21 protein-coding genes and 3 tRNA genes are annotated in these 20,553 nt (G+C 57.4%); 15 read left to right on the forward strand and 9 right to left on the reverse strand.

From position 1 onward, the window contains the following. The 5 genes from FT726_RS16415 to rnt all read left to right on the forward strand — a co-directional run. Positions 1–978: sulfatase-like hydrolase/transferase (locus tag FT726_RS16415; RefSeq protein ID WP_346303086.1), on the forward strand; the 978-nt coding region annotated here is incomplete at its 5' end. 39 nt (positions 979–1,017) lie between these two features. Then, entirely contained in the window at positions 1,018–1,614 is a 597-nt protein-coding gene (locus FT726_RS16420; RefSeq protein WP_031279165.1) for a TetR/AcrR family transcriptional regulator, read from the forward strand. 49 nt (positions 1,615–1,663) lie between these two features. Continuing rightward, positions 1,664–2,761, forward strand: coding sequence for an alkene reductase (locus FT726_RS16425; RefSeq protein WP_282996260.1), 1,098 nt, complete (start codon positions 1,664–1,666; stop codon positions 2,759–2,761). 101 nt (positions 2,762–2,862) lie between these two features. Beyond that, positions 2,863–3,270, forward strand: a complete 408-nt coding sequence (gloA, locus tag FT726_RS16430) for a lactoylglutathione lyase (protein WP_021314698.1) — start codon at positions 2,863–2,865, stop codon at positions 3,268–3,270. Between the two features lie 108 nt (positions 3,271–3,378). Beyond that, entirely contained in the window at positions 3,379–4,047 is a 669-nt protein-coding gene (gene rnt, locus FT726_RS16435; protein WP_021506216.1) for a ribonuclease T, read from the forward strand. 52 nt (positions 4,048–4,099) lie between these two features. Here rnt and FT726_RS16440 read toward each other — a convergent pair whose 3' ends face one another. Further along, positions 4,100–4,432: a Grx4 family monothiol glutaredoxin gene (locus FT726_RS16440; protein WP_021506217.1), complete on the reverse strand. Its 333-nt coding sequence runs from the start codon at positions 4,430–4,432 to the stop codon at positions 4,100–4,102. A gap of 366 nt (positions 4,433–4,798) precedes the next feature. On the opposite strand from FT726_RS16440, the gene FT726_RS16445 reads away from it, so the two are divergent. Next, on the forward strand, positions 4,799–5,590 hold the full coding sequence (locus tag FT726_RS16445) for a C40 family peptidase (protein ID WP_058757687.1): 792 nt from the start codon (positions 4,799–4,801) through the stop codon (positions 5,588–5,590). A 56-nt stretch (positions 5,591–5,646) separates the two neighbouring features. On the opposite strand, the gene FT726_RS16450 is transcribed toward FT726_RS16445, so the two are convergent. Next, positions 5,647–5,736: a YnhF family membrane protein gene (locus tag FT726_RS16450; protein WP_021506219.1), complete on the reverse strand. Its 90-nt coding sequence runs from the start codon at positions 5,734–5,736 to the stop codon at positions 5,647–5,649. Between the two features lie 273 nt (positions 5,737–6,009). Here FT726_RS16450 and purR point away from each other — a divergent pair, with 273 nt between their 5' ends. Continuing rightward, entirely contained in the window at positions 6,010–7,035 is a 1,026-nt protein-coding gene (purR, locus tag FT726_RS16455; protein ID WP_159378229.1) for an HTH-type transcriptional repressor PurR, read from the forward strand. Here the strand turns inward: purR and punR are convergent. Next, positions 7,032–7,943, reverse strand: coding sequence for a DNA-binding transcriptional activator PunR (punR, locus tag FT726_RS16460; RefSeq protein WP_127833973.1), 912 nt, complete (start codon positions 7,941–7,943; stop codon positions 7,032–7,034). The two genes, purR and punR, sit on opposite strands and share 4 nt — an antisense overlap. A gap of 109 nt (positions 7,944–8,052) precedes the next feature. Here punR and punC point away from each other — a divergent pair, with 109 nt between their 5' ends. Then, entirely contained in the window at positions 8,053–9,255 is a 1,203-nt protein-coding gene (gene punC, locus FT726_RS16465) for a purine nucleoside transporter PunC (protein ID WP_288422568.1), read from the forward strand. A gap of 310 nt (positions 9,256–9,565) precedes the next feature. Further along, positions 9,566–10,714, forward strand: a complete 1,149-nt coding sequence (gene cfa / locus FT726_RS16470; RefSeq protein WP_021506223.1) for a cyclopropane fatty acyl phospholipid synthase — start codon at positions 9,566–9,568, stop codon at positions 10,712–10,714. A 48-nt stretch (positions 10,715–10,762) separates the two neighbouring features. On the opposite strand, the gene FT726_RS16475 is transcribed toward cfa, so the two are convergent. Next, positions 10,763–11,416 (reverse strand): riboflavin synthase, encoded by a 654-nt coding sequence (locus FT726_RS16475; RefSeq protein WP_021506224.1) that lies wholly within the window; start codon positions 11,414–11,416, stop codon positions 10,763–10,765. Between the two features lie 198 nt (positions 11,417–11,614). Here FT726_RS16475 and FT726_RS16480 point away from each other — a divergent pair, with 198 nt between their 5' ends. The 6 genes from FT726_RS16480 (at position 11,615) to FT726_RS16505 (ending at position 15,686) form a co-directional block, all read left to right on the forward strand. Continuing rightward, positions 11,615–12,988, forward strand: a complete 1,374-nt coding sequence (locus FT726_RS16480; protein WP_150058219.1) for an MATE family efflux transporter — start codon at positions 11,615–11,617, stop codon at positions 12,986–12,988. Between the two features lie 153 nt (positions 12,989–13,141). Then, positions 13,142–13,218, forward strand: a tRNA-Val gene (locus tag FT726_RS16485). 3 nt (positions 13,219–13,221) lie between these two features. Then, positions 13,222–13,298 (forward strand) — tRNA-Val (locus tag FT726_RS16490). Between the two features lie 12 nt (positions 13,299–13,310). Further along, a tRNA-Val gene (locus FT726_RS16495) sits at positions 13,311–13,387 on the forward strand. A gap of 344 nt (positions 13,388–13,731) precedes the next feature. Then, entirely contained in the window at positions 13,732–15,144 is a 1,413-nt protein-coding gene (gene pykF / locus FT726_RS16500; RefSeq protein ID WP_021506226.1) for a pyruvate kinase PykF, read from the forward strand. Between the two features lie 305 nt (positions 15,145–15,449). Continuing rightward, a complete protein-coding gene (locus tag FT726_RS16505; protein WP_007374746.1) occupies positions 15,450–15,686 on the forward strand; it encodes a major outer membrane lipoprotein in 237 nt (78 codons plus the stop codon). 75 nt (positions 15,687–15,761) lie between these two features. Here FT726_RS16505 and FT726_RS16510 read toward each other — a convergent pair whose 3' ends face one another. The 5 genes from FT726_RS16510 to sufC form a co-directional block, all read right to left on the reverse strand. Beyond that, on the reverse strand, positions 15,762–16,799 hold the full coding sequence (locus tag FT726_RS16510) for a L,D-transpeptidase family protein (RefSeq protein WP_288422566.1): 1,038 nt from the start codon (positions 16,797–16,799) through the stop codon (positions 15,762–15,764). A 62-nt stretch (positions 16,800–16,861) separates the two neighbouring features. Then, a complete protein-coding gene (sufE, locus tag FT726_RS16515; protein WP_278708431.1) occupies positions 16,862–17,278 on the reverse strand; it encodes a cysteine desulfuration protein SufE in 417 nt (138 codons plus the stop codon). Between the two features lie 20 nt (positions 17,279–17,298). Further along, a complete protein-coding gene (gene sufS, locus FT726_RS16520; RefSeq protein ID WP_166710035.1) occupies positions 17,299–18,522 on the reverse strand; it encodes a cysteine desulfurase SufS in 1,224 nt (407 codons plus the stop codon). Continuing rightward, on the reverse strand, positions 18,519–19,796 hold the full coding sequence (sufD, locus tag FT726_RS16525) for a Fe-S cluster assembly protein SufD (RefSeq protein ID WP_021506230.1): 1,278 nt from the start codon (positions 19,794–19,796) through the stop codon (positions 18,519–18,521). The genes sufS and sufD overlap by 4 nt, the downstream gene beginning before the upstream one ends. Further along, positions 19,771–20,517, reverse strand: a complete 747-nt coding sequence (gene sufC / locus FT726_RS16530; RefSeq protein WP_021506231.1) for a Fe-S cluster assembly ATPase SufC — start codon at positions 20,515–20,517, stop codon at positions 19,771–19,773. Before sufC ends, sufD begins: the two co-directional genes overlap by 26 nt. Positions 20,518–20,553: the final 36 nt, after the last annotated feature.

Genomic DNA, 20,553 nt, shown 5'->3' on the forward strand with positions numbered 1-20,553 from the left:
GATGCGAAGAAAGGACCGCTAATCACCGCCGGGTCGAAGAAGACGCTGGTGGGGCTGGTGGTGGGCGAAACTGCGCGCGCGGAGAACTTCTCCCTCGGCGGCTATGCGCGCGACACCAACCCACAGCTGAAAAAGCAGCAGGTGATTTATTATCCCAACGCCAGCTCCTGCGGCACGGAAACCGCCATTTCGGTGCCGTGCATGTTCTCGAATATGCCGCGCGAGCATTATGATGCGAACCTCGCCCATCATCAGGAAGGCGTGCTGGATGTGCTGGCCCATGCCGGAGTCAGCGTGCTGTGGCGCGAAAACGACGGCGGCTGCAAAGGTGCCTGCGACCGCGTGCCGCATACCGATATGACGCAGTGGCAGCTGCCACAGTACTGCCACGATGGCTTCTGCCTCGATGACGTCTTGCTGCATCGCTTTGATAACTATGTCGACAGCCTGCACAATGACGGCATCATTGTACTGCACCAGATGGGCAGCCACGGTCCGGCTTACTTTAAGCGCTATCCGGCCGCGTTCCAGCGCTTTACGCCTACCTGCGACAGCAATCAGATTCAGGATTGCGATCACCAGGCGCTGGTTAACACCTACGATAACTCGCTGCTGTATACCGACGATATGCTGAGTCGCACCATCGATAAGCTGAAGGGCCTGAGCGATCGCTTTAACGTGGCGCTGGTGTATCTGTCCGACCATGGCGAATCACTGGGCGAACACGGCATGTACCTGCACGGTGCGCCGTACCTGTTTGCGCCGTCGCAGCAGACGCACATCCCGCTGCTGCTGTGGATGTCGCCGGGCTACGCCGCGGCGTATCACATTGATCAGGCCTGTCTGCGCCAGCAGGCGGCAGAGACAGCGGTGTCGCAGGATAATCTGTTCCACACGGTGCTCGGCCTGTTCAATATCCAGACGCAGCAGTATCAGCCGCAGCTGGATATGATCAAATCGTGCCAGAATCGCGTCTGAGGATTGCATTAGACCGACTGGTCTAATACTCTGCCTGCCATGAACAAGACAGTGCAACGCAACGAAACCCGTGAACATCTGCTCGCCACCGGCGAGCAGGTCTGCCTGCAGCGCGGTTTCACCGGCATGGGGTTGAGCGAAATGCTGGCGCTGGCGGAAGTGCCGAAAGGCTCGTTTTACCACTACTTCCGCTCGAAAGAAGCGTTCGGTGTGGCGCTGCTCGAGCGCTACTTCGTCAATTATCAGCAGCAGGTTGAACAGCAGCTGACCCAGCCCGGCGTTACTGCACGCGAACGCTTACTGCAGCATTTTCGCTACGCGGAACGGCTGTTTATCGAGCAGGGTCACATCGTCGGCTGTCTGGGCGTTAAGCTTTCCGGCGAAGTGTGCGATCTGTCAGAGCCGATGCGCGATGCGCTGCAGCGCGGTGCCACGGCCATCACGGCCGCTTACGCACGCTGTCTGACGGAGGTCGCAGCCGAACAGCCGCTGCCCTATGGGCAAAGCCCGCAGCAGCTGGCGCAACGCTGTTATCTGCTGTGGCTGGGTGCCAGCCTGCAGAGCAAGATTTCACGTGAGCCCGGGCCGATTAGCCTGGCGCTCGACACCATCGAACAGTGGCTTAATCACCGCTGATTTTTAAAAACGGCAATTTCTAGACGACCGGTCTATTACAGGAGTCATCATGGCGAGTAAACAGCTGTTCACCCCGCTGAAAGTGGGCGCGATTACCGTACCTAACCGTGTATTTATGGCGCCGCTGACGCGTCTGCGCAGCATTGAACCGGGCGATATTCCTACCCCGCTGATGGCGGAGTATTATCAGCAGCGCGCCAGCGCGGGTCTGATCATTACCGAAGCCACCCAGGTTTCGTTCCAGGCGAAAGGCTACGCCGGTGCGCCGGGTTTGCACACCGCAGAGCAGATTGCTGCGTGGAAAATGATTAACGAAGGTATTCACGCCGCGCACGGTCACAGCGCCGTTCAGCTGTGGCACACCGGCCGCATCTCGCATAATAGCGTGCAGCCGGATGGCAAAGCGCCGGTCGCACCGTCCGCGATCGCCGCTGGCACCCGCACCTCGCTGCGCGCCGCCGACGGCAGCGTATACCGTGAAGATACCTCCATGCCGCGTGAACTGAGCGTGGCAGAAATTCAGCAGATCGTTAAAGACTTCGGCCAGGCGGCAGCGAATGCGCGCGACGCTGATTTTGACCTGCTGGAACTGCACTCTGCGCACGGCTATCTGATGCATCAGTTCCTCGCACCCGGTTCTAACCAGCGTACCGATGAATACGGCGGTTCGATTGAGAAGCGCGGCCGTTTCGCGCTGGAAGTGGTCGATGCGGCAATTGCTAACTGGTCAGCCGATCGCATCGGTATCCGCATCTCGCCAATCGGCGCCTTCCAGAATCTGGAAAACGGTCCGGATGAAGAAGAAGCGGCACTGTGGTATATCAGCGAACTGGGCAAGCGCGGCCTCGCCTACCTGCACCTGTCTGAGCCAGACTGGGCGGGCGGTAAGCCTTACACCGATGAGTTCCGTAAGAAAGTGCGTGCCGCCTTCCCGGGCGTGATTATCGGTGCCGGTGCCTACACCGTGGAAAAAGCGGACGATCTGATTGCGCGTGGCCTGATTGACGCGGTGGCCTTCGGCCGTGACTTCATCGCCAACCCGGACCTGGTAGCACGCCTGCAGCAGGATGCACCGCTTAATCCGCAGCGCCCGGAGAGCTTCTACGGCGGCGGCGCGGAAGGTTACACCGACTACCCGACACTGTAAGTCAAACGCGGCCGCAGCGGATGTGCGGCCGCGTGCTTTCTTCAGGGCATTCCCTCGCTATACTAAGCGGGTTCCCTGATGACTTTTGAAAAGAGGATGTTATGCGTTTACTTCACACTATGTTACGCGTTGGCGATCTGCAGCGCTCCATCGATTTTTATACCCGCGTGCTGGGCATGCGCGTGCTGCGTCAGAGCGAAAACACCGAATACAAATACACCCTGGCTTTCGTGGGTTACACCGAAGAGAGCGAAGGTGCGGTCATTGAGCTGACCTACAACTGGGGCGTGGATAAATACGACCTCGGCAATGCCTACGGCCACATCGCGCTGGGCGTGGATGATGTCGCGGCGACCTGCGACCGCATCCGTCAGGCGGGCGGTAACGTCACGCGTGAAGCCGGCCCGGTCAAAGGCGGCAGCACCATCATCGCTTTCGTGGAAGATCCGGACGGCTACAAAATCGAGCTGATCGAAAACAAACACGCCGGTCACGGCCTCGGCAACTAATGCCGTTAGTCAGCCTGCTAATTTGCGGGCTGACTTCCCTCTCCTGCTGCACCCTGCGCCGATTTTTGCCATAATGCGCGCTGCCCCATTTCCTGCAATGAGATCCTGATGTCTGAATCGAACGCCTTAAACGCTCTCCATCAACGCTTCCGTGGTTTTTATCCTGTGGTGATTGACGTTGAAACCGCCGGTTTCAATGCGCAAACCGATGCGCTGCTGGAAATCGCCGCCACTACGTTAAAAATGGATGAGGATGGCTGGCTGCACCGCGATGAAACCCTGCATTTCCACGTGGAGCCGTTCGAAGGGGCGATTCTCAATCCCGAAGCGCTGGCGTTTACCGGCATCGACCCCAGCAATCCGCTGCGCGGCGCGGTGAGTGAATATGAGGCGCTGCACGCCATTTTCAAAATGGTGCGTAAAGGCACCAAAGACAGCGGCTGTAACCGGGCGATTATCGTGGCGCACAATGCCACCTTTGATCATAATTTTCTGATGGCGGCAGCAGAGCGCACCGGCATGAAGCGTAACCCGTTCCACCCGTTCGCCACCTTTGACACCGCCGCGCTGAGCGGGCTGGTGCTGGGACAAACGGTACTGGCGAAGGCCTGTAAAGCGGCGGGGATAGATTTTGACAGCACTCAGGCGCACTCGGCGCTGTACGATACCGAACAGACCGCCACGCTGTTTTGCGAACTGGTGAATCGCTGGAAACGCCTCGGCGGCTGGCCGCTGGCGGTGAGTGAAGAGCCGGCCGAAGACGATGCCTCGGCCTGAGGCCCGTCAGACCGCAGCCAAAAAAAGGCCGACACTGCTGTCGGCCTTTTTCTTATTCTGCTTCTTTGTGCTTCTCAGCGGTCTCTTTGATCAGCGGTTGCAGTTCGCCGCGCTGGAACATCTCAACGATGATGTCACAGCCGCCGACCAGCTCGCCATCCACCCACAGCTGCGGGAAAGTTGGCCAGTTGGCGTATTTCGGTAACTCAGCGCGGATATCCGGATTTTGCAGAATGTCTACGTACGCAAAGCGCTCACCACAGGCAGACAGCGCCTGTACCGCCTGCGCAGAGAAACCGCAGCTTGGCAGTTTCGGCGAACCTTTCATGTACAGCAGGATCGGGTTTTCTGCGATCTGGCGCTGAATTTTTTCAACAGTACTCATTTTTGCCTTCCTTAATCCTTCACTTCGTGTTTGTTTATTGTAGCGACTTCGCCCCGCGACTGAAAACGGGATTTTGCCTTAGCCGGCGCATATCGCCATGTTTGTTAAGTTCGCGCGCCACGAATAACATTTTCGTATCATTAATAAGCATTAATCAATTAATAATTAGCAATAATTCCGCTGGGTTAAACAGCTGAAATCGCTCATTTTTGCCCCACTTTCAGTACCGTGACAGATTAATGGAAAAAGACCTTACCTTTTGCAAAAAAAGTGGATTAGAATTGCCCCGGTGCTGATCGTCGATCAGATTTTTCTAACTTTACCGCGGTCTGGCTTCCTGCCGACGGCTTAACCTGTAACCGGACTATGCGTTTACTGATTACGCTTTTCATACTGGCTTTTGCCCAACTGTTCTTTAATGTGGCGGCGGCTTCTCCGCATGCGCCGGTTAATGCCAGTTTGCAGAAAGCGGAGAAAAAGAACGCGCGTGAAGATGAGCGTCGCAAACGACGCCCGGTGAAAACCACCAGCAAAAAGTCACGCCTGACGTCAGTACAGAAGTTCAGGCTGAAAAAACAGCAGAAAAGCGAAACGGTACTTCAGCACACCACCCAGCGCAAATCCTCACTTAAGCTCAGTGCGAAAAAATATGGTCATCAGCGGCTGGCGAAAAAATCGCGTGACGTTGCCGTTGATGATGAAGTGCAGCAGCTGAGCGGCATTAAAATGAGCAAAGCCCACCGCTTGCGCTATCAAAAAGCGCGCGAAACCGCGATGACGAAACTGATGGGCCAGCTGGGTAAACCGTATCAGTGGGGAGGCACCTCACCGCACACCGGTTTCGACTGCAGTGGTTTAGTGTGGTACGCCTACAAAGACCTGGTGAAGTTTAAATTTCCCCGCACCGCCAATGAGATGTATCACCTGCGCGATGCGGCACCAATTAAGCGTGAGATGCTGGAGAAAGGCGATCTGGTGTTCTTCCGCATCAACAACCGCGGTACCGCCGACCATGTCGGGGTTTATCTGGGCAATGGCAAATTCATTCAGTCTCCGCGCACCGGTAAGGACATTCAGATTAGCGCGCTGGGCGAGGATTACTGGCAGAAGCATTACGTTGGCGCGCGCCGTATGATGACGCCGAAAACCGTGCGCTAACCTCAGCGTTGCGCAACAAAAAAGCCGGTGGCTGTTCAGCAGCACCGGCTTTTTTATTAATGCAGAATGGCGGTAAAGCTAAAGGCAATAATCATCAGCAGAGCAGCGGCGGTGGTGGTCAATGCCAGTTTTAAATCGGTACTCATCACAACTCCTTAGTCACACAGTTTGCATGGTTAAATAATTTTCGCACAGTGATGGGCAAAAATCTCGTGTTATCCGCCCCGGCTTGCTAGAATCGCCGCCTTTCGTTGCGCAACAGATTTAGCGCATGCTGCATTGACAGCCTGCTGAAGGATGTTTCCCTGCCCGATTAAGCAGATTAGCCCTGATATTCAGGGCGCAAAACCATTAGCAGACGCAAACGTTTAACAATATACTTATCAGTAAGTTGCGATAAGCCCAGGAGTACCATTTTCATGGCAACCATTAAAGATGTGGCGAAACGCGCCGGGGTCTCAACCACCACGGTTTCGCATGTCATCAACAAAACGCGTTTTGTCGCGGAAGAGACGCGTAACGCCGTATGGGAAGCGATTAAAGCGCTGCACTACTCACCGAGCGCGGTGGCCCGCAGCCTGAAGGTGAATCACACCAAGACGCTGGGCCTGCTGGCGACCTCCAGCGAAGCGCCCTACTTCGCCGAAATTATTGAAGCCGTGGAGAATCACTGCTTTGAGCGTGGTTACACGCTGATTCTCGGCAACGCGCATAACGATCTGCAAAAACAGCGTGCCTATTTGTCAATGATGGCGCAAAAGCGCGTCGATGGCCTGCTGGTCATGTGCTCCGAATATCCCGACGATCTTCTGCAGATGCTGGAAGAGAACCGCAATATCCCGATGGTGGTCATGGACTGGGGCGAATCGCGCGGGGACTTTACCGATACCGTGCAGGACAATGCGTTCCACGGCGGTTACCTCGCCGGACGATACCTGATTGAGCGCGGCCATCGCGATATCGGTGCTATCCCCGGCCAGATGGAGCGCAACACCGGTGGCGGTCGTCATGCGGGTTTTCTGAAGGCGATGCAGGAAGCGGGCATCAGCGTCCGTCCCGAGTGGATTGTACAGGGTGACTTCGAACCGGAGTCAGGTTATCAGGCTATGCAGCAGATCCTTAACCAGAAACAGCGCCCGACGGCGGTGTTCTGCGGCGGCGATATCATGGCGATGGGCGCGATTTGCGCGGCCGACGAGATGGGACTGCGCGTGCCGCAGGACATTTCGGTAATTGGCTATGACAATGTGCGCAACGCGCGCTACTTCACCCCGGCGCTGACAACCGTGCACCAGCCGAAAGCACAGCTGGGGGAAAAGGCACTGGAGATGCTGCTGGACCGCATCACCAGCAAACGCGAAGAGCCGCAGACCATTGAAGTGCAGCCCACGCTGATTGAGCGCCGCTCCGTGGCCGATGGCCCGTTCCGCGATTACCGCCGTTAAGCCACCTTCTCGCTGAGCCACTCGTGGTTCAGCGTCTCCGCATCGCCCAGATATTCCAGTAACCACGCCAGCGCCGGTGACGCGCGCTGCTCAGACCAGCTGACGCAACACGGGCTGTCCGGAAATGGCTGCGGTAACGCCAGCTCCACCAGCGCGCCGCTGTCCAGCAGCGGGCGCGCCAGGTGGCCCGGCACCATGCCCACGCACAATCCGGCCTGCAGGCAATCCAGCCCGGTTTCCCACTCCGGCACCACCAGCCGCCGCTGGTTATCCAGCGTCCACGTCATGCGGCGCGGCAGCGCGCGCGACGTATCTTCCAGCACCAGCGACGGCCAGGCGCGCAGGGTTTCGTCATCCAGCTGCGGACTGTGGGCCAGCGCATGCTGCGGACTCACCACGCAGCGCCAGTTGAGCGCGCCCATATCCTGAAAGGCGAAGCGGCCGCCGACCGGAATGGCCTGGGTGGCGCCAATCGCCACATCGACACGACCATCAGCCAGCGCGTCCCACACGCCGTTAAATACTTCGTAGCTGATGATCAGCTCCATATCGGGGAAATGGCGGTAAAAATCCTTTACCAGCTGGCGGGTGCGCTGCGGTTTGACGATGCAATCTACCGCGATGCTGAGCTGACCGCGCCAGCCGTTAGCCAGCTGCTGACATTGACGGCGCGTGGCCAGCATTTTTTTGATAACAGAACGCCCTTCACGCACAAAATGCTCGCCTGCTGCCGTCAGCACCACTTCGCGATGCTGCCGCTCAAACAGCGGTACCGCCAGCCAGCCTTCCAGCTGGCGCACGGTATAGCTGATGGCAGAGGGCACGCGGTGCAGCTCCTGCGCCGCCGCGCTAAAACTGCCGGTGCGCGCTACCGCGTCCACCACTTCAAGCGCATATTCCGACCACATAATTTTCCCTTCAAAAATTTTAACAGCACCCTGCAAATATTAGCGTTTCACAAAGCCCGCTGCACCCTTTTACACTCCCCGCCGTTCAACCTGCCGAATGAGAAAAACCATGCTGTCATCTAAAGGATTTCTGCCTTACCTTGCCGTGCTGAGCATGCTCGGCTTTCTGGCCACCGATATGTATTTACCCGCCTTCGGCGCCATGCAGCGCGACTTTGCTTCCGCACCGGGCACCATCAGCGCCAGCCTGAGCCTGTTTCTGGGCGGCTTTGCCTGTGCGCAGGTGCTGTGGGGTGTGCTGTCGGATCGCTTTGGCCGTAAGCCGATTTTACTGGCCGGCCTGAGCGTGTTTGGGCTGAGCTGTCTCGCCATGCTGTGGGTGACTAACGTCTGGCTGATGCTGGCGCTGCGCTTTGTACAGGCGGTAGGCGTGTGCGCCGCGGCGGTGAGCTGGCAGGCGCTGGTGGTTGATCGCTATCCGCAGGCCAAAGCCAACAAAGTGTTTGCCACGATTATGCCGCTGGTGGCGCTGTCACCGGCGCTGGCGCCGCTGCTGGGTGCCTGGCTGATGGCCCATTTTCACTGGCGCGCCATTTTCCTGGCGCTCACGCTGGTGACGCTGGTGCTGCTGTTCGGCACACTGAAACTGGCCAGCGCGCCGCGTGCGCGCCACGACAGCACGCCGCAGCCCAGCTGGCTCACGCTGCTGGCGACGCGTATTTACAGCGGTAACGTACTGATTTATGCCGCCTGCTCCGCCAGTTTCTTCGCCTGGCTGACCGGCTCGCCGTTTATCCTCGCCGCCGCGGGTCTGAGCCCGGCGGACATTGGCCTGAGCTATATTCCGCAGACTATCGCCTTCCTGCTGGGCGGATTTGGCTGTCGCGCACTGCTGAATCGCTTTCAGGGTGCGCAGCTGCTGCCGTGGTTGTTGATGATTTACAGTCTGAGCATTCTGGGTCTGTTTGCGGTGGCGCTGATCACCACGCCGCCGCTGGTGGCTCTGCTACTGCCGTTCTGCGGCATGGCGCTGGCCAATGGCGCGATATACCCGATTGTGGTGTCCAGCGCCCTCGCCCCGTTCCCGCAGGCCACCGGCAAAGCGGCCGGCCTGCAGAATCTGCTGCAGCTGGGCTTATGCTTCTTCGCCAGCCTGATTGTTTCCGCCGGTCTGCAGCAGGCGCTATTGCATACTACGCTGGTCATGGTGGCGACAGTGATCCTCGCCTGGGCCGGTTTCCTGTGGCAGCGCAGCGCCAGCGCACAAAGTGATATTGCTCACGCTTCCCGTCCCTGCGAAGATAATTGCTAAGGCAACGATTATCGTTAGCAAACTAACGATAAGCCATTGAATACTGACCTGCGTGAGCATATACTCAGTAGGTCAGCATTTCTGCAACAAATCAATAACATAATGAGCGTATTTTTTAGCGACACTGTCGCTGGGATGGCGTCTGCACGATATTCACCTCCGGAGTTGTGGCAGACATTTCTATTCAGATTCATACCTCTGTAATACGTCGGCTATCTGGCGCACGGATTTTCCGTGAGTTCTCTCACAGGCCTGAGGAATTTGACTATTCTTTTTCTCAGGTTCAAATCGGAAAGGTGATGGAGAAGCTATGAGTTCATCGTGTATAGAAGAAGTGAGCCTTGAAGAAAACCAATGGTTTCGTATCGCCCATGAATTACTGGAGCGGGCGGACATTCACATCAACGGCACACGCCCCTGGGATATTCAGGTCAGACATGCGGATTTTTTCAAACGGGTCCTGCAGGAGGGATCGCTGGGCCTCGGTGAAAGCTACATGGACGGCTGGTGGGAGTGTGAACGTCTGGATATGTTCTTCCACCGCGTGCTGAAACATCATCTGGATAAGCAGTTACCGCACCATTTTAAAGATACGCTGCGCATTGCCGCGGCGCGCCTCACCAATCTGCAGTCAAAGAAACGCGCCTGGATTGTTGGTAAAGAGCACTACGATCTTGGCAACGACCTGTTTTCACTGATGCTCGATCCGTTTATGCAGTACTCCTGCGGCTACTGGAAAAGCGCGGAAACGCTGGAGCAGGCACAGCAGGACAAGCTGGATATGATCTGCCGCAAGCTGCAGCTTGAGCCGGGCATGACGCTGCTGGATATCGGCTGCGGCTGGGGCGGACTGGCGGAATTCGCCGCGCGTCATTACGGGGTGAAAGTGCATGGCGTGACTATCTCTGCCGAGCAGCAGAAAATGGCGCAGCAGCGCTGTGCCGGTCTGGATGTGACCATTCTGCTGCAGGATTACCGTGATTTGAACCAGCAGTTTGACCGCATCGTGTCGGTGGGCATGTTCGAACACGTCGGGCCGAAAAACTATGCCACCTACTTCGATGTGGTTGATCGTAACCTGAAACCGGAAGGCCTGTTTTTGCTGCACACCATTGGGGCGATCAGAACCGACATGAACGTCGACCCGTGGATCGATAAATACATTTTCCCGAACGGCTGTTTACCGTCGGTACGGCAGATCGCCGATGCCAGCGAATCCCACTTCATCATGGAAGACTGGCACAACTTCGGCGCGGATTATGACACCACGCTGATGGCCTGGTACGAGCGATTTCAGGCGGCATGGCCGCAGCTGGCAGAGAAGTATGGCGAGCGTTTCGAACGGATGTTCAGCTATTACCTCAACGCCTGCGCCGGTGCGTTTCGCGCGCGGGATATTCAGCTGTGGCAGGTAGTTTTCAGCCGCGGCGCCGAAGGCGGTTTGCGCGTGGCGCGTTGATTTCCGTGCAATGCTAAAAGGCGCTTGACGCGCCTTTTTTATTCGCGATTACTCCGCGTCCGGCAGCGTTTGTGCCACCAGCGCAGCCGCGGCATCACGCTGCGCCAGCACACGTTCGACGGTGTCGACAATCGCCTGGGTATGCGGATCGATTTCGATATTGACCCGGTGCCCCAGCTTCTTCGCGCCCAGCGTGGTGCGCTCGAGCGTTTCAGGGATCAGGTGCACGCAGAACTTACTTTTGGTGACATCACCAACCGTCAGGCTGATACCATCGATGCCGACGAATCCTTTATGCAGAATATATTTGATCTGCTCAGCGTCCTGTAATTTAAACCACACTTCGCGGTTATTCTCTGACTGGATAATTTTACAGATTTCGGCGGTGGTCATAATATGGCCGGACATCAGGTGTCCGCCAATTTCATCGCTGAATTTCGCGGCGCGCTCAATATTCACGATGTCACCAACCTGTAATTCACCGAGGTTGGTGATGCGCAGCGTCTCTTTGATGAGATCGAAGCTGACGCGATCGCCGTCAATGGCGGTCACCGTCAGGCAGCACCCGTTGTGCGCTACCGAGGCGCCCAGCGCCAGGCCGGGCAGCAGCTCAGCAGGCAAGCGCACGGTGTGGGTGCGGAACAACTCTTTTTCTTCAATGGCGACAATTTCTGCCGTGCCCTGCACAATTCCGGTAAACATAATTTCAGCCTCTGCGAAGTTTGTGGCAGTTTATCACAGCTTGCGCCGCAAGGTTTAATTTGCCGGCGCGCAAACTTTACACAAATGGCGCAGCCAAATGCGATCAATGTTTGGCGGAAGTGCGGGCTACCGCTACACTAGGTCGCGCATTCTTTGGGGATTCCGCCCCGCTCTCTTCTTAAATTACGCAGGTGATACGTGCAGAAGTATTTAACAGAAGCGCGTCAATTGCTGGCCCTCGCGATCCCGGTCATCCTTGCTCAGGTGGCACAGACCGCGATGGGATTTGTGGATACCATAATGGCCGGTGCGGTGAGCGCCACGGATATGGCCGCCGTTGCTGTCGGCACCTCTATCTGGCTTCCCGCCATTTTGTTTGGTCATGGTCTGCTGCTGGCATTGACGCCAACCGTTGCGCAACTCAACGGATCCGGGCGACGCGAACGCATCGCAGAACAGGTGCGCCAGGGTTACTGGCTGGCGGCGGGCGTGGCGCTGCTGATTATGGTGGTGCTGTGGAACGCCGGCTACCTGATTCACACCATGCATGACATTGATCCTCAGCTGGCGGCCAAAGCAGAAGGTTATCTGCACGCGCTGTTGTGGGGCGCACCGGGCTACCTGTTTTTCCAGGTGGCACGTAATCAGTGTGAAGGGCTGTCGAAGACCAAGCCGGCGATGCTGCTGGGTTTCCTCGGCCTGCTGACCAACATTCCGCTGAACTATGTTTTTATTTACGGCCATTTCGGTATGCCTGCGCTGGGCGGCGTGGGCTGTGGCGTCGCCACCGCGTCGGTTTACTGGGTGATGTATCTGGTGATGCGCTTCTGGCTGAAGCGCATGCCGGCCATGCGCGATATCCGCATGCATAACCGCTGGTCGCCACCGTCGCGCGCCATCCTGACGCGCCTGTTCACGCTGGGATTACCGGTCGCGCTGGCGCTGTTTTTCGAGGTCACGCTGTTTGCCGTGGTGGCGCTGCTGGTATCGCCGCTCGGCATTGTGAAAGTCGCTGGTCATCAGATCGCGCTCAACTTTAGCTCGCTGATGTTTGTGCTGCCGCTGTCACTCGGCGTCGCCACCACCATTCGTGTCGGCTACCGTCTGGGCCAGGGCTCGGCCGAACAGGCCCGCATCGCCGCGTGGACCGGTCAGGGCGTGGGTATCACCATGGCGGCGATCACCGCGCTGTTTACCGTGACCTTCCGCCACGATATTGCCGCGCTCTATACCGCTAATCCGGAAGTGATTACCCTGGCGGCGCAGCTGATGCTGCTGGCGGCCATCTACCAGTTCTCGGATTCGATTCAGGTGATCGGCAGCGGTATCCTGCGCGGCTATAAGGACACGCGCTCGATCTTCTTTATTACCCTGATCGCCTACTGGGTGCTGGGGCTGCCGGTGGGTTACGTGCTGGCGCTGACCGACTGGGTGGTGGCACCGCTGGGGCCGGCCGGTTTCTGGTGCGGATTTATCGTCGGTCTGACGTCGGCGGCGGTGATGATGATCTGGCGCATCCGCCGTCTGCAACGTTTACCGGCGCAGGTGATTCTGGCGCGCGCCGCGCGCTAAGTGGCTGAGCGGGCGTTTATTTGGCCCGCAATGGCGAAAAAAACGACGCATAGCACAGTTGCTGGTCAGTCGTCAGGAAAAATCACTTTTCCGCTTGCCAGCATCACGGCCTGCCGTTAATATTCGTCCCCGCTGTCGCCCTGACAGCGTGTTGCGCTCTTAGCTCAGTTGGTTAGAGCACCACCTTGACATGGTGGGGGTCGATGGTTCGAGTCCATTAGAGCGCACCAAGTGCGTCCGTAGCTCAGTTGGTTAGAGCACCACCTTGACATGGTGGGGGTCGGTGGTTCGAGTCCACTCGGACGCACCAGATTTCTGAAATGCGCTCTTAGCTCAGTTGGTTAGAGCACCACCTTGACATGGTGGGGGTCGATGGTTCGAGTCCATTAGAGCGCACCACTTTTGCTGTTATCTCCCTTGCGCAACTCGCCTTTCCTTGATCTGAGTCGGTTTTCTCCCTCTGCTTTTATATTGGTTTTCGCATACTTAGCGACTATACTATGCCGCGTTGTTCCACCTGAAAGGTTTCAGCGCTAACGTGCCTATGCCAGCCACTTACATCATTTGCGCAACGCCGTCGCTACGGTCTCTCCGCCCGGCGCATAACTTCTCTGCACGCTTAGCCGTCGTCACCTATTCTTACTTCTGTGTCAAACGTACCAACACCAAACAGATTTTTACTTCGGTGCCAGGCGCATCGAACCCCGACCTTTATCATCCATCACAACTTACAGAAATCTGACATGAAAAAGACCAAGATCGTTTGTACTATCGGTCCGAAAACCGAATCCGAAGAGATGCTGACTCAACTGCTGGAAGCGGGCATGAACGTCATGCGCCTGAACTTCTCTCACGGGGATTATGCCGAACATGGTCAGCGCATCACCAACATGCGTGCCGTCATGGAAAAAACCGGTCGCCAGGCCGCGATTCTGCTGGACACCAAAGGCCCGGAAATCCGTACCATGAAACTGGACGGTGGCAACGATGTGTCCCTGAAAGCTGGACAGACCTTCACCTTCACTACCGATCAGTCAGTGATTGGTAACAGCGAGCGCGTTGCCGTTACTTACGCCGGTTTCACCGAAGACCTGAAAATTGGTAACACCGTGCTGGTCGACGATGGTCTGATCGGCATGGAAGTCACCGAAGTCACGGAAAACACCGTGGTGTGTAAAGTGCTGAACAATGGCGACCTTGGCGAAAACAAAGGCGTCAACCTGCCGGGCGTGTCCATTCAGCTGCCGGCGCTGGCGGAAAAAGACAAGCGTGATCTGATCTTCGGCTGCGAGCAAGGCGTGGATTTCGTTGCGGCTTCCTTCATCCGTAAACGTTCTGACGTGCTGGAAATCCGTGAGCACCTGAAAGCCCACGGCGGTGAGCACATTCAGATCATCTCCAAGATCGAAAACCAGGAAGGCCTGAACAACTTCGACGAGATCCTGGAAGCCTCTGACGGCATCATGGTCGCGCGTGGTGACCTCGGTGTGGAAATCCCGGTTGAAGAAGTGATCTTCGCGCAGAAGATGATGATCAAGAAGTGTAATAAAGCGCGCAAAGTGGTAATCACCGCGACGCAGATGCTGGATTCCATGATCAAGAACCCGCGCCCTACCCGTGCTGAAGCCGGCGACGTGGCCAACGCCATCCTCGACGGCACCGACGCGGTGATGCTGTCCGGTGAGAGCGCCAAGGGTAAATACCCGCTGGAGTCGGTCACCATCATGGCGACCATCTGCGAGCGTACCGATCGCGTGATGAAATCGCGCATTGATTCCCTGCAGGATTCGCGCAAGCTGCGTATCACTGAAGCAGTGTGCCGTGGCGCCGTTGAGACCGCTGAGAAACTGGAAGCGCCGGTGATTGTGGTGGCGACCGAAGGCGGTAAGTCAGCTAAATCCGTGCGTAAATACTTCCCGGATGCCACCATTCTGGCCCTGACCACTAACCAGACCACTGCGCGTCAGCTGATCCTCAGCAAAGGGATTGAAACGCGTCTGGTGAGCGAAATCGCCTCGACCGATGATTTCTACCGCATCGGCAAAGAGATGGCGCTGCAGAGCGGCTACGCGCAGAAAGGCGATGTCGTGGTGATGGTTTCGGGTGCGCTGGTACCGAGCGGAACCACCAACACCGCGTCGGTGCACGTACTCTGATCGAGCCGATGATGTTTATTTAAAAGAGCGCCTTTCGGGGCGCTTTTTTTATTCCGCGCCTGGGACAGAAAGCGGAAAATTCCAATCGATAATAACTATTCAATATCCCGCAGAATTAAGGTTAATCCGATTAAATCTCTCTGTTTTCGCTAAATATTTTCATCATGTTCTGCGAAACGCTGCTTCTTTGAGCGAACGATCAAATTTAAGCATGTTCTCATCAAAAATTTATTCTCAACTTAAAAAGCTTTGTGTAATACTTGTAACGCTACATGGAGATTAACTCAATCTAGAGGGTATAAATAATGAATCGTACTAAACTGGTACTGGGCGCGGTAATCCTGGGTTCAACTCTGCTGGCTGGTTGCTCAAGCAACGCTAAAATCGACCAGCTGTCTTCAGACGTTCAGACTCTGAACGCTAAAGTTGACCAGCTGAGCAACGACGTGAACGCAATCCGTTCTGACGTTCAGGCTGCTAAAGACGACGCAGCTCGCGCTAACCAGCGTCTGGACAACCAGGCTCACTCTTACCGTAAGTAAGAGTTCTGGTTTGAAAAATGGTGCCCTTGTGGCACCATTTTTTTTGTCCGGATTCTGCCGTCAGCTGGCCCTGAATCACGGTGTCGCAGCGGCTTCGCCCTGCGCCTGACTGATGGTGGCTTGCGCACCGCCTGTTGCCCCCTGCTGCGTCTGCAGCACTGCCGGCAGCGGCGTCGCCTCATTCACCGGTTCCCCACTGCTCACCAGCACCGGCATGCCTGAACGACGTTCAATCGCCGCCTTAATCAGCGCACTGTCGCTCTTCGCACTCTTTATAAAGGCTTTCAGCGGCGCGCTCAGCGCAATTGGCATGGTCTGCGGATCGTCCTGTTCATTACGCGACAGCGGCTGGTGTACCTCGATGTAGCGTTTGCCGTCGGGTTCGATGGCATATTTGATTGGCTGGTTAATCACCTGTACGCGCGTACCCTGCGGCACGCTATTGAACAGCGCTTCGATATCGTCCGGGCGCAAACGAATACAGCCGGAGCTGACGCGCAACCCGATGCCGAAGTCGGCGTTGGTGCCGTGAATCAGATACTGGCCGCTGCCGCGCGCCAGACGCAGCGCAAACAGCCCCATCGGGTTATCCGGCCCGGCAGGCACCATCGCGGGCAGCGTGATGCCCTCTTTGGCGTAGCGTTTGCGGATATTGACGGTGGGCGTCCAGGTGGGGTTAGGGATTTTCTGGCTGATACTTGTCACCATGCTCGGCGTGGCAGCCCCCAACTGGCCGATGCCAATCGGATAAACCACGACGCGATTTTCCCCTTTGGGATAGTAGTAGAGACGCAGTTCGGCCAGGTTGATCACGATGCCTTCACGCGGCGCATCCGGCAGCAGCATCTGCAGCGGCACGGTAAGCTGCGTTCCGGCTTTCGGTAGCCAGGGGTCGACGCCCGGGTTGGCTTCCAGCATGCCAAGCATGCCTATCTTATAACGCGCGGCAATGCTCTCCAGCGGCCGTTTGTCGTCCGGGACGGTGGTCAGGGTGTTTTCGCCAATCAAACGGCTATCAGCGGCTGGCAGGGGGTATTCCGTAGCAAACGCAGGTGCAGACAGTCCGAAACAGGACAACAGCAATGCACCGGCTAAACGAAGCGCAGGTTTCATGCAATTTTCTCTTTGTCGGATGGAACAGACCCCGGTCATGGCCGGGGTCTGGAGAGTGTAACTTAGCTGAGAGACTGTGCGTTATGCCGGATCGCGCGAATCATCGCTTCCAGCCCCTGCGAACGCGAAGGGGTGAGGTGTTGCGTCAGGGCCAGTTCGCCAAACCAGTGGGCGACATCCAGTGCCAGAATCTCTGGCGCTTTCAGACCCTGATACAGGCTAAATACCACGGCAATCAAGCCCTTAACGATGGCGGCATCGCTGTCACCTTCAAAAGCAATGGTGCCGTCTGCCTGTGGGGTCATGCGAATCCATACCTGACTCTGACAGCCGGAAATGACGTGCTGCGGCTGATGCAAGCTTTCAGAGGATTCTGGTAATTTTGCCCCGAGTTCAATGATGTAGAGGTACTTCTCTTCCCAGTTGGCGCAACGATTGAAGTTGCGCACCAGTTTCTCTTTTTCTGGCAGGTTTGCCATGCATAACTCCTGAAATCTGCTCAACCGCCCAGCAGACGATGAATGCGCGTCAGGCCAGCCGCCAGGCGATCGGCTTCCTCTTCGCTGTTGTAGAGCGCGAAAGAGGCGCGACACATCGCGGGCACCGCATAATGACGCATCAGCGGCATGGCACAGTGGTGGCCGGTGCGGATAGCAATGCCGTACTGGTCGAGGAAGCTGCCAACGTCAAACGCGTGGTGCTTACCGAGGTTAAACGCCACCACGCCGCTGCGCTCGGCCGGGCCGTAAATAACCAGGTCTGGCACCGACGCCAGCTTGTCCAGCGCGTAACGCATCAGCTGGCTCTCGCGCTGATGGATTGTCTCCAGACCGAGTTCGCTGATCCACGTCAGCGCCGCGCCGAGACCAATGATACCGCCGGTGTTCGGCGTGCCGGCCTCAAAGCGCCATGGTGCGCCATTCCAGGTGGTGCCGGTGGGCAGCATGACCTGATCGATCATCGAACCGCCGCCTTCCCACGGTGGCATGATCTCCTGCAGCGCCTTACGCGCGTACAGCACGCCAATCCCGGTCGGCCCATAGATTTTATGGCCGGAGAACACGTAGAAATCGCAGCCGATATCCTGCACGTCAACGGGGTGGTGCATCACAGCCTGAGCGCCGTCTACCAGCGTCACCACGCCCGCGGCTTTCGCCTGCGCCACGATAGCTTTCACCGGGTTAACCGTGCCGAGCACGTTGGAAACGTGCGTCACGGCCAGCAGGCGCGTACGGCTGTCGATCAGCCCCGCCAGCTGTTCCAGCGCCAGCTCACCGTTGTCGTTGAGCGGCAGAACACGGATTTCCGCGCCGGTGCGCTGGGCCACCATCTGCCATGGCACGATGTTGGCGTGATGCTCCATCTCAGTGACGATCAGGTTATCGCCCGGCTGCAGCTGACTGCCGCCCCAGCTGTTGGCCACCAGATTGATGCCTTCGGTGGTACCTTTAACGAAGATGATCTCTTCGGCTGCCGCGGCACGCAGAAAACGCGCCGCCTGGGCGCGCACGTTTTCCATATCGCTGGTCGCCTGTGCGCTCAGAGAGTGAATACCACGGTGCACGGCCGCATAGCCGTGCTGATAGAAGTGACTTTCCGCGTTGATCACCGCGAGCGGGCGCTGTGCGCTGGCCGCGCTGTCAAGGTAGGCCAGCGGATGTCCGTTGACCTCACGACTCAGAATCGGAAACTCCGCTCTGACTCGTTCGAGATCGAAACTCATGACTCAACTCCCGGGAAACGGTCGGTAATACGTTGCAGTACCACCTGGCGCAGCGCGTCATCTTCCAGCGCTTCCGTCAGTTCAGCGGCGAAAGCATGGATGATCATCTGCTGCGCCGCGTCTTCGGCGATGCCGCGCGAGCGCAGGTAGAACATCTGCTCGTCGTCGATGCGACCGATAGTCGCGCCGTGGCTGCACTTGACGTCATCGGCGTAGATTTCCAGCTGCGGCTTGGTGTCCACTTCCGCCAGGCGACCGAGCAATAGGTTGTTGTTGGTCATCTGGCCGTCAGTTTTCAGCGCGTGCTGCGCCACTTTAATGTGGCCGTTAAACACCGAGCGCCCTTTGTCACGCGAAATGGTTTTGTGCAGCTGGCGACTCAGGCAGTGGCCTTTGTTGTGCTCCAGATAGCTGCGCGTATCCGCCACTTCGCTGCCTACCGGCAGCACCAGGCTGTTCAGCGACAGCTGGGTGTTCTCACCGTTCAGCTGCACGCTGGTATTGTGACGCGACAAACCGGCACCCAGCAGGAAGCTGGTGCTGCTCACCTGCGCGTCACGGCCAATCACGATGTCGTTGTGCGCAAAGTGGTAGCTGCTGCTCTCTTCAAACGCCAGCTTGGTGTGCTTCAGCTGCGCATTGTCGCCCACCGCAAAGGTAAAGCGCGCGCCGGTAAAGTGGGCGCTGCCATTCAGCGTCACGTAATGCTCGATCACCTGCGCTTCCGCGCCGGACTCCAGCTCCAGATGGTGACGATGATGCACCGTGTTGAGCGCATCCGCCTGGCCGCTGGTAATGTGCAGCAGATAGAGCGGCTGCGCCGCAGCTTTGCCGCGCGGCAGACGAATCGAGGTCACCTCTTCCGCCAGACTTTCCGTCAGGTGCAGGAACACCTCCGGCTGTACCGCAGCCGGTAACGGACGGCGCTCAGCGGCACGGCTGTGCTGCACGTCAAACAGACCGGTGTCACGCGCGCTCAGCTCAGGCTGGAAGCGACCGTCGACGAACACCAGGCAAATCGCGTCCAGCGGCAGCGCCAGCGCAGCCACCTGCTCAGCGCTCACGCCTGGCGCGTCCGCCTGCACGAACTGCTGTGCCAGCAGGCTGTCCAGCGCGGTGTATTTCCAGTTTTCATGCTTGCGCGTCGGCAGGCCGACACGCATCAATTGCTGCCAGTGCTGCTGTGCCTGCAGCGAACGCTGTTCGCCGCGTGACTCAAACAGGTGATGCCACTGCTGCAGCGCGTTATCACTCCTGGTCGGTAAGCCAGCCATAGCCTTGCTCCTCCAGCTGTTTCACCAGCGTAAAGTCGCCAGACTTCACGATTTTGCCCTGATACAGCACGTGCACGTGATCTGGCTTGATGTAATCCAGGATGCGCTGGTAGTGCGTTACGATGATGAATGAGCGCTTGCCGTCGCGCAGGCTGTTTACGCCTTCTGCAACAATTTTCAGCGCATCGATATCCAGACCGGAGTCGGTTTCATCGAGGATGCACAGCTCAGGCTCCAGCGCCGCCATCTGCAGGATGTCATTACGCTTCTTCTCACCGCCGGAGAAACCGACGTTGACGGAACGGGTCAGCAGATCTTCCGGCATCTTCAGCAGCTTGATCTTGTCTTCGATGAAGTCCTGGAAGTCGAAACGGTCCAGCTCTTCCTGCTCACGGTATTTACGTACCGCATTGACCGAAGTCTGCAGGAAGAACTGGTTGCTGACGCCCGGGATCTCGACCGGGTACTGAAACGCCATGAAGATGCCTTCACCGGCACGCTCTTCCGGCTCCAGCTCCAGCAGGTCTTTGCCTTTAAAGGTCACGGAACCGCCGGTGATTTCATAATCTTCACGACCGGCCAGCGTGGCAGACAGGGTGCTCTTGCCGGAGCCGTTCGGGCCCATGATGGCATGCACTTCGCCCGGCTTAACCTCGAGGTTCAGACCGCGCAAAATCTCTTTGTCTTCAACGCTAACCTGTAAATCTTTAATGCTTAACATACTCTTTCCTTCACATTGCTTCCGGCAACGCGTGTG

It is taken from the genome of Pantoea sp. Morm (assembly GCF_016643525.1).
In the GTDB taxonomy this organism is placed as follows: Bacteria; Pseudomonadota; Gammaproteobacteria; order Enterobacterales; family Enterobacteriaceae; genus Pantoea; species Pantoea dispersa.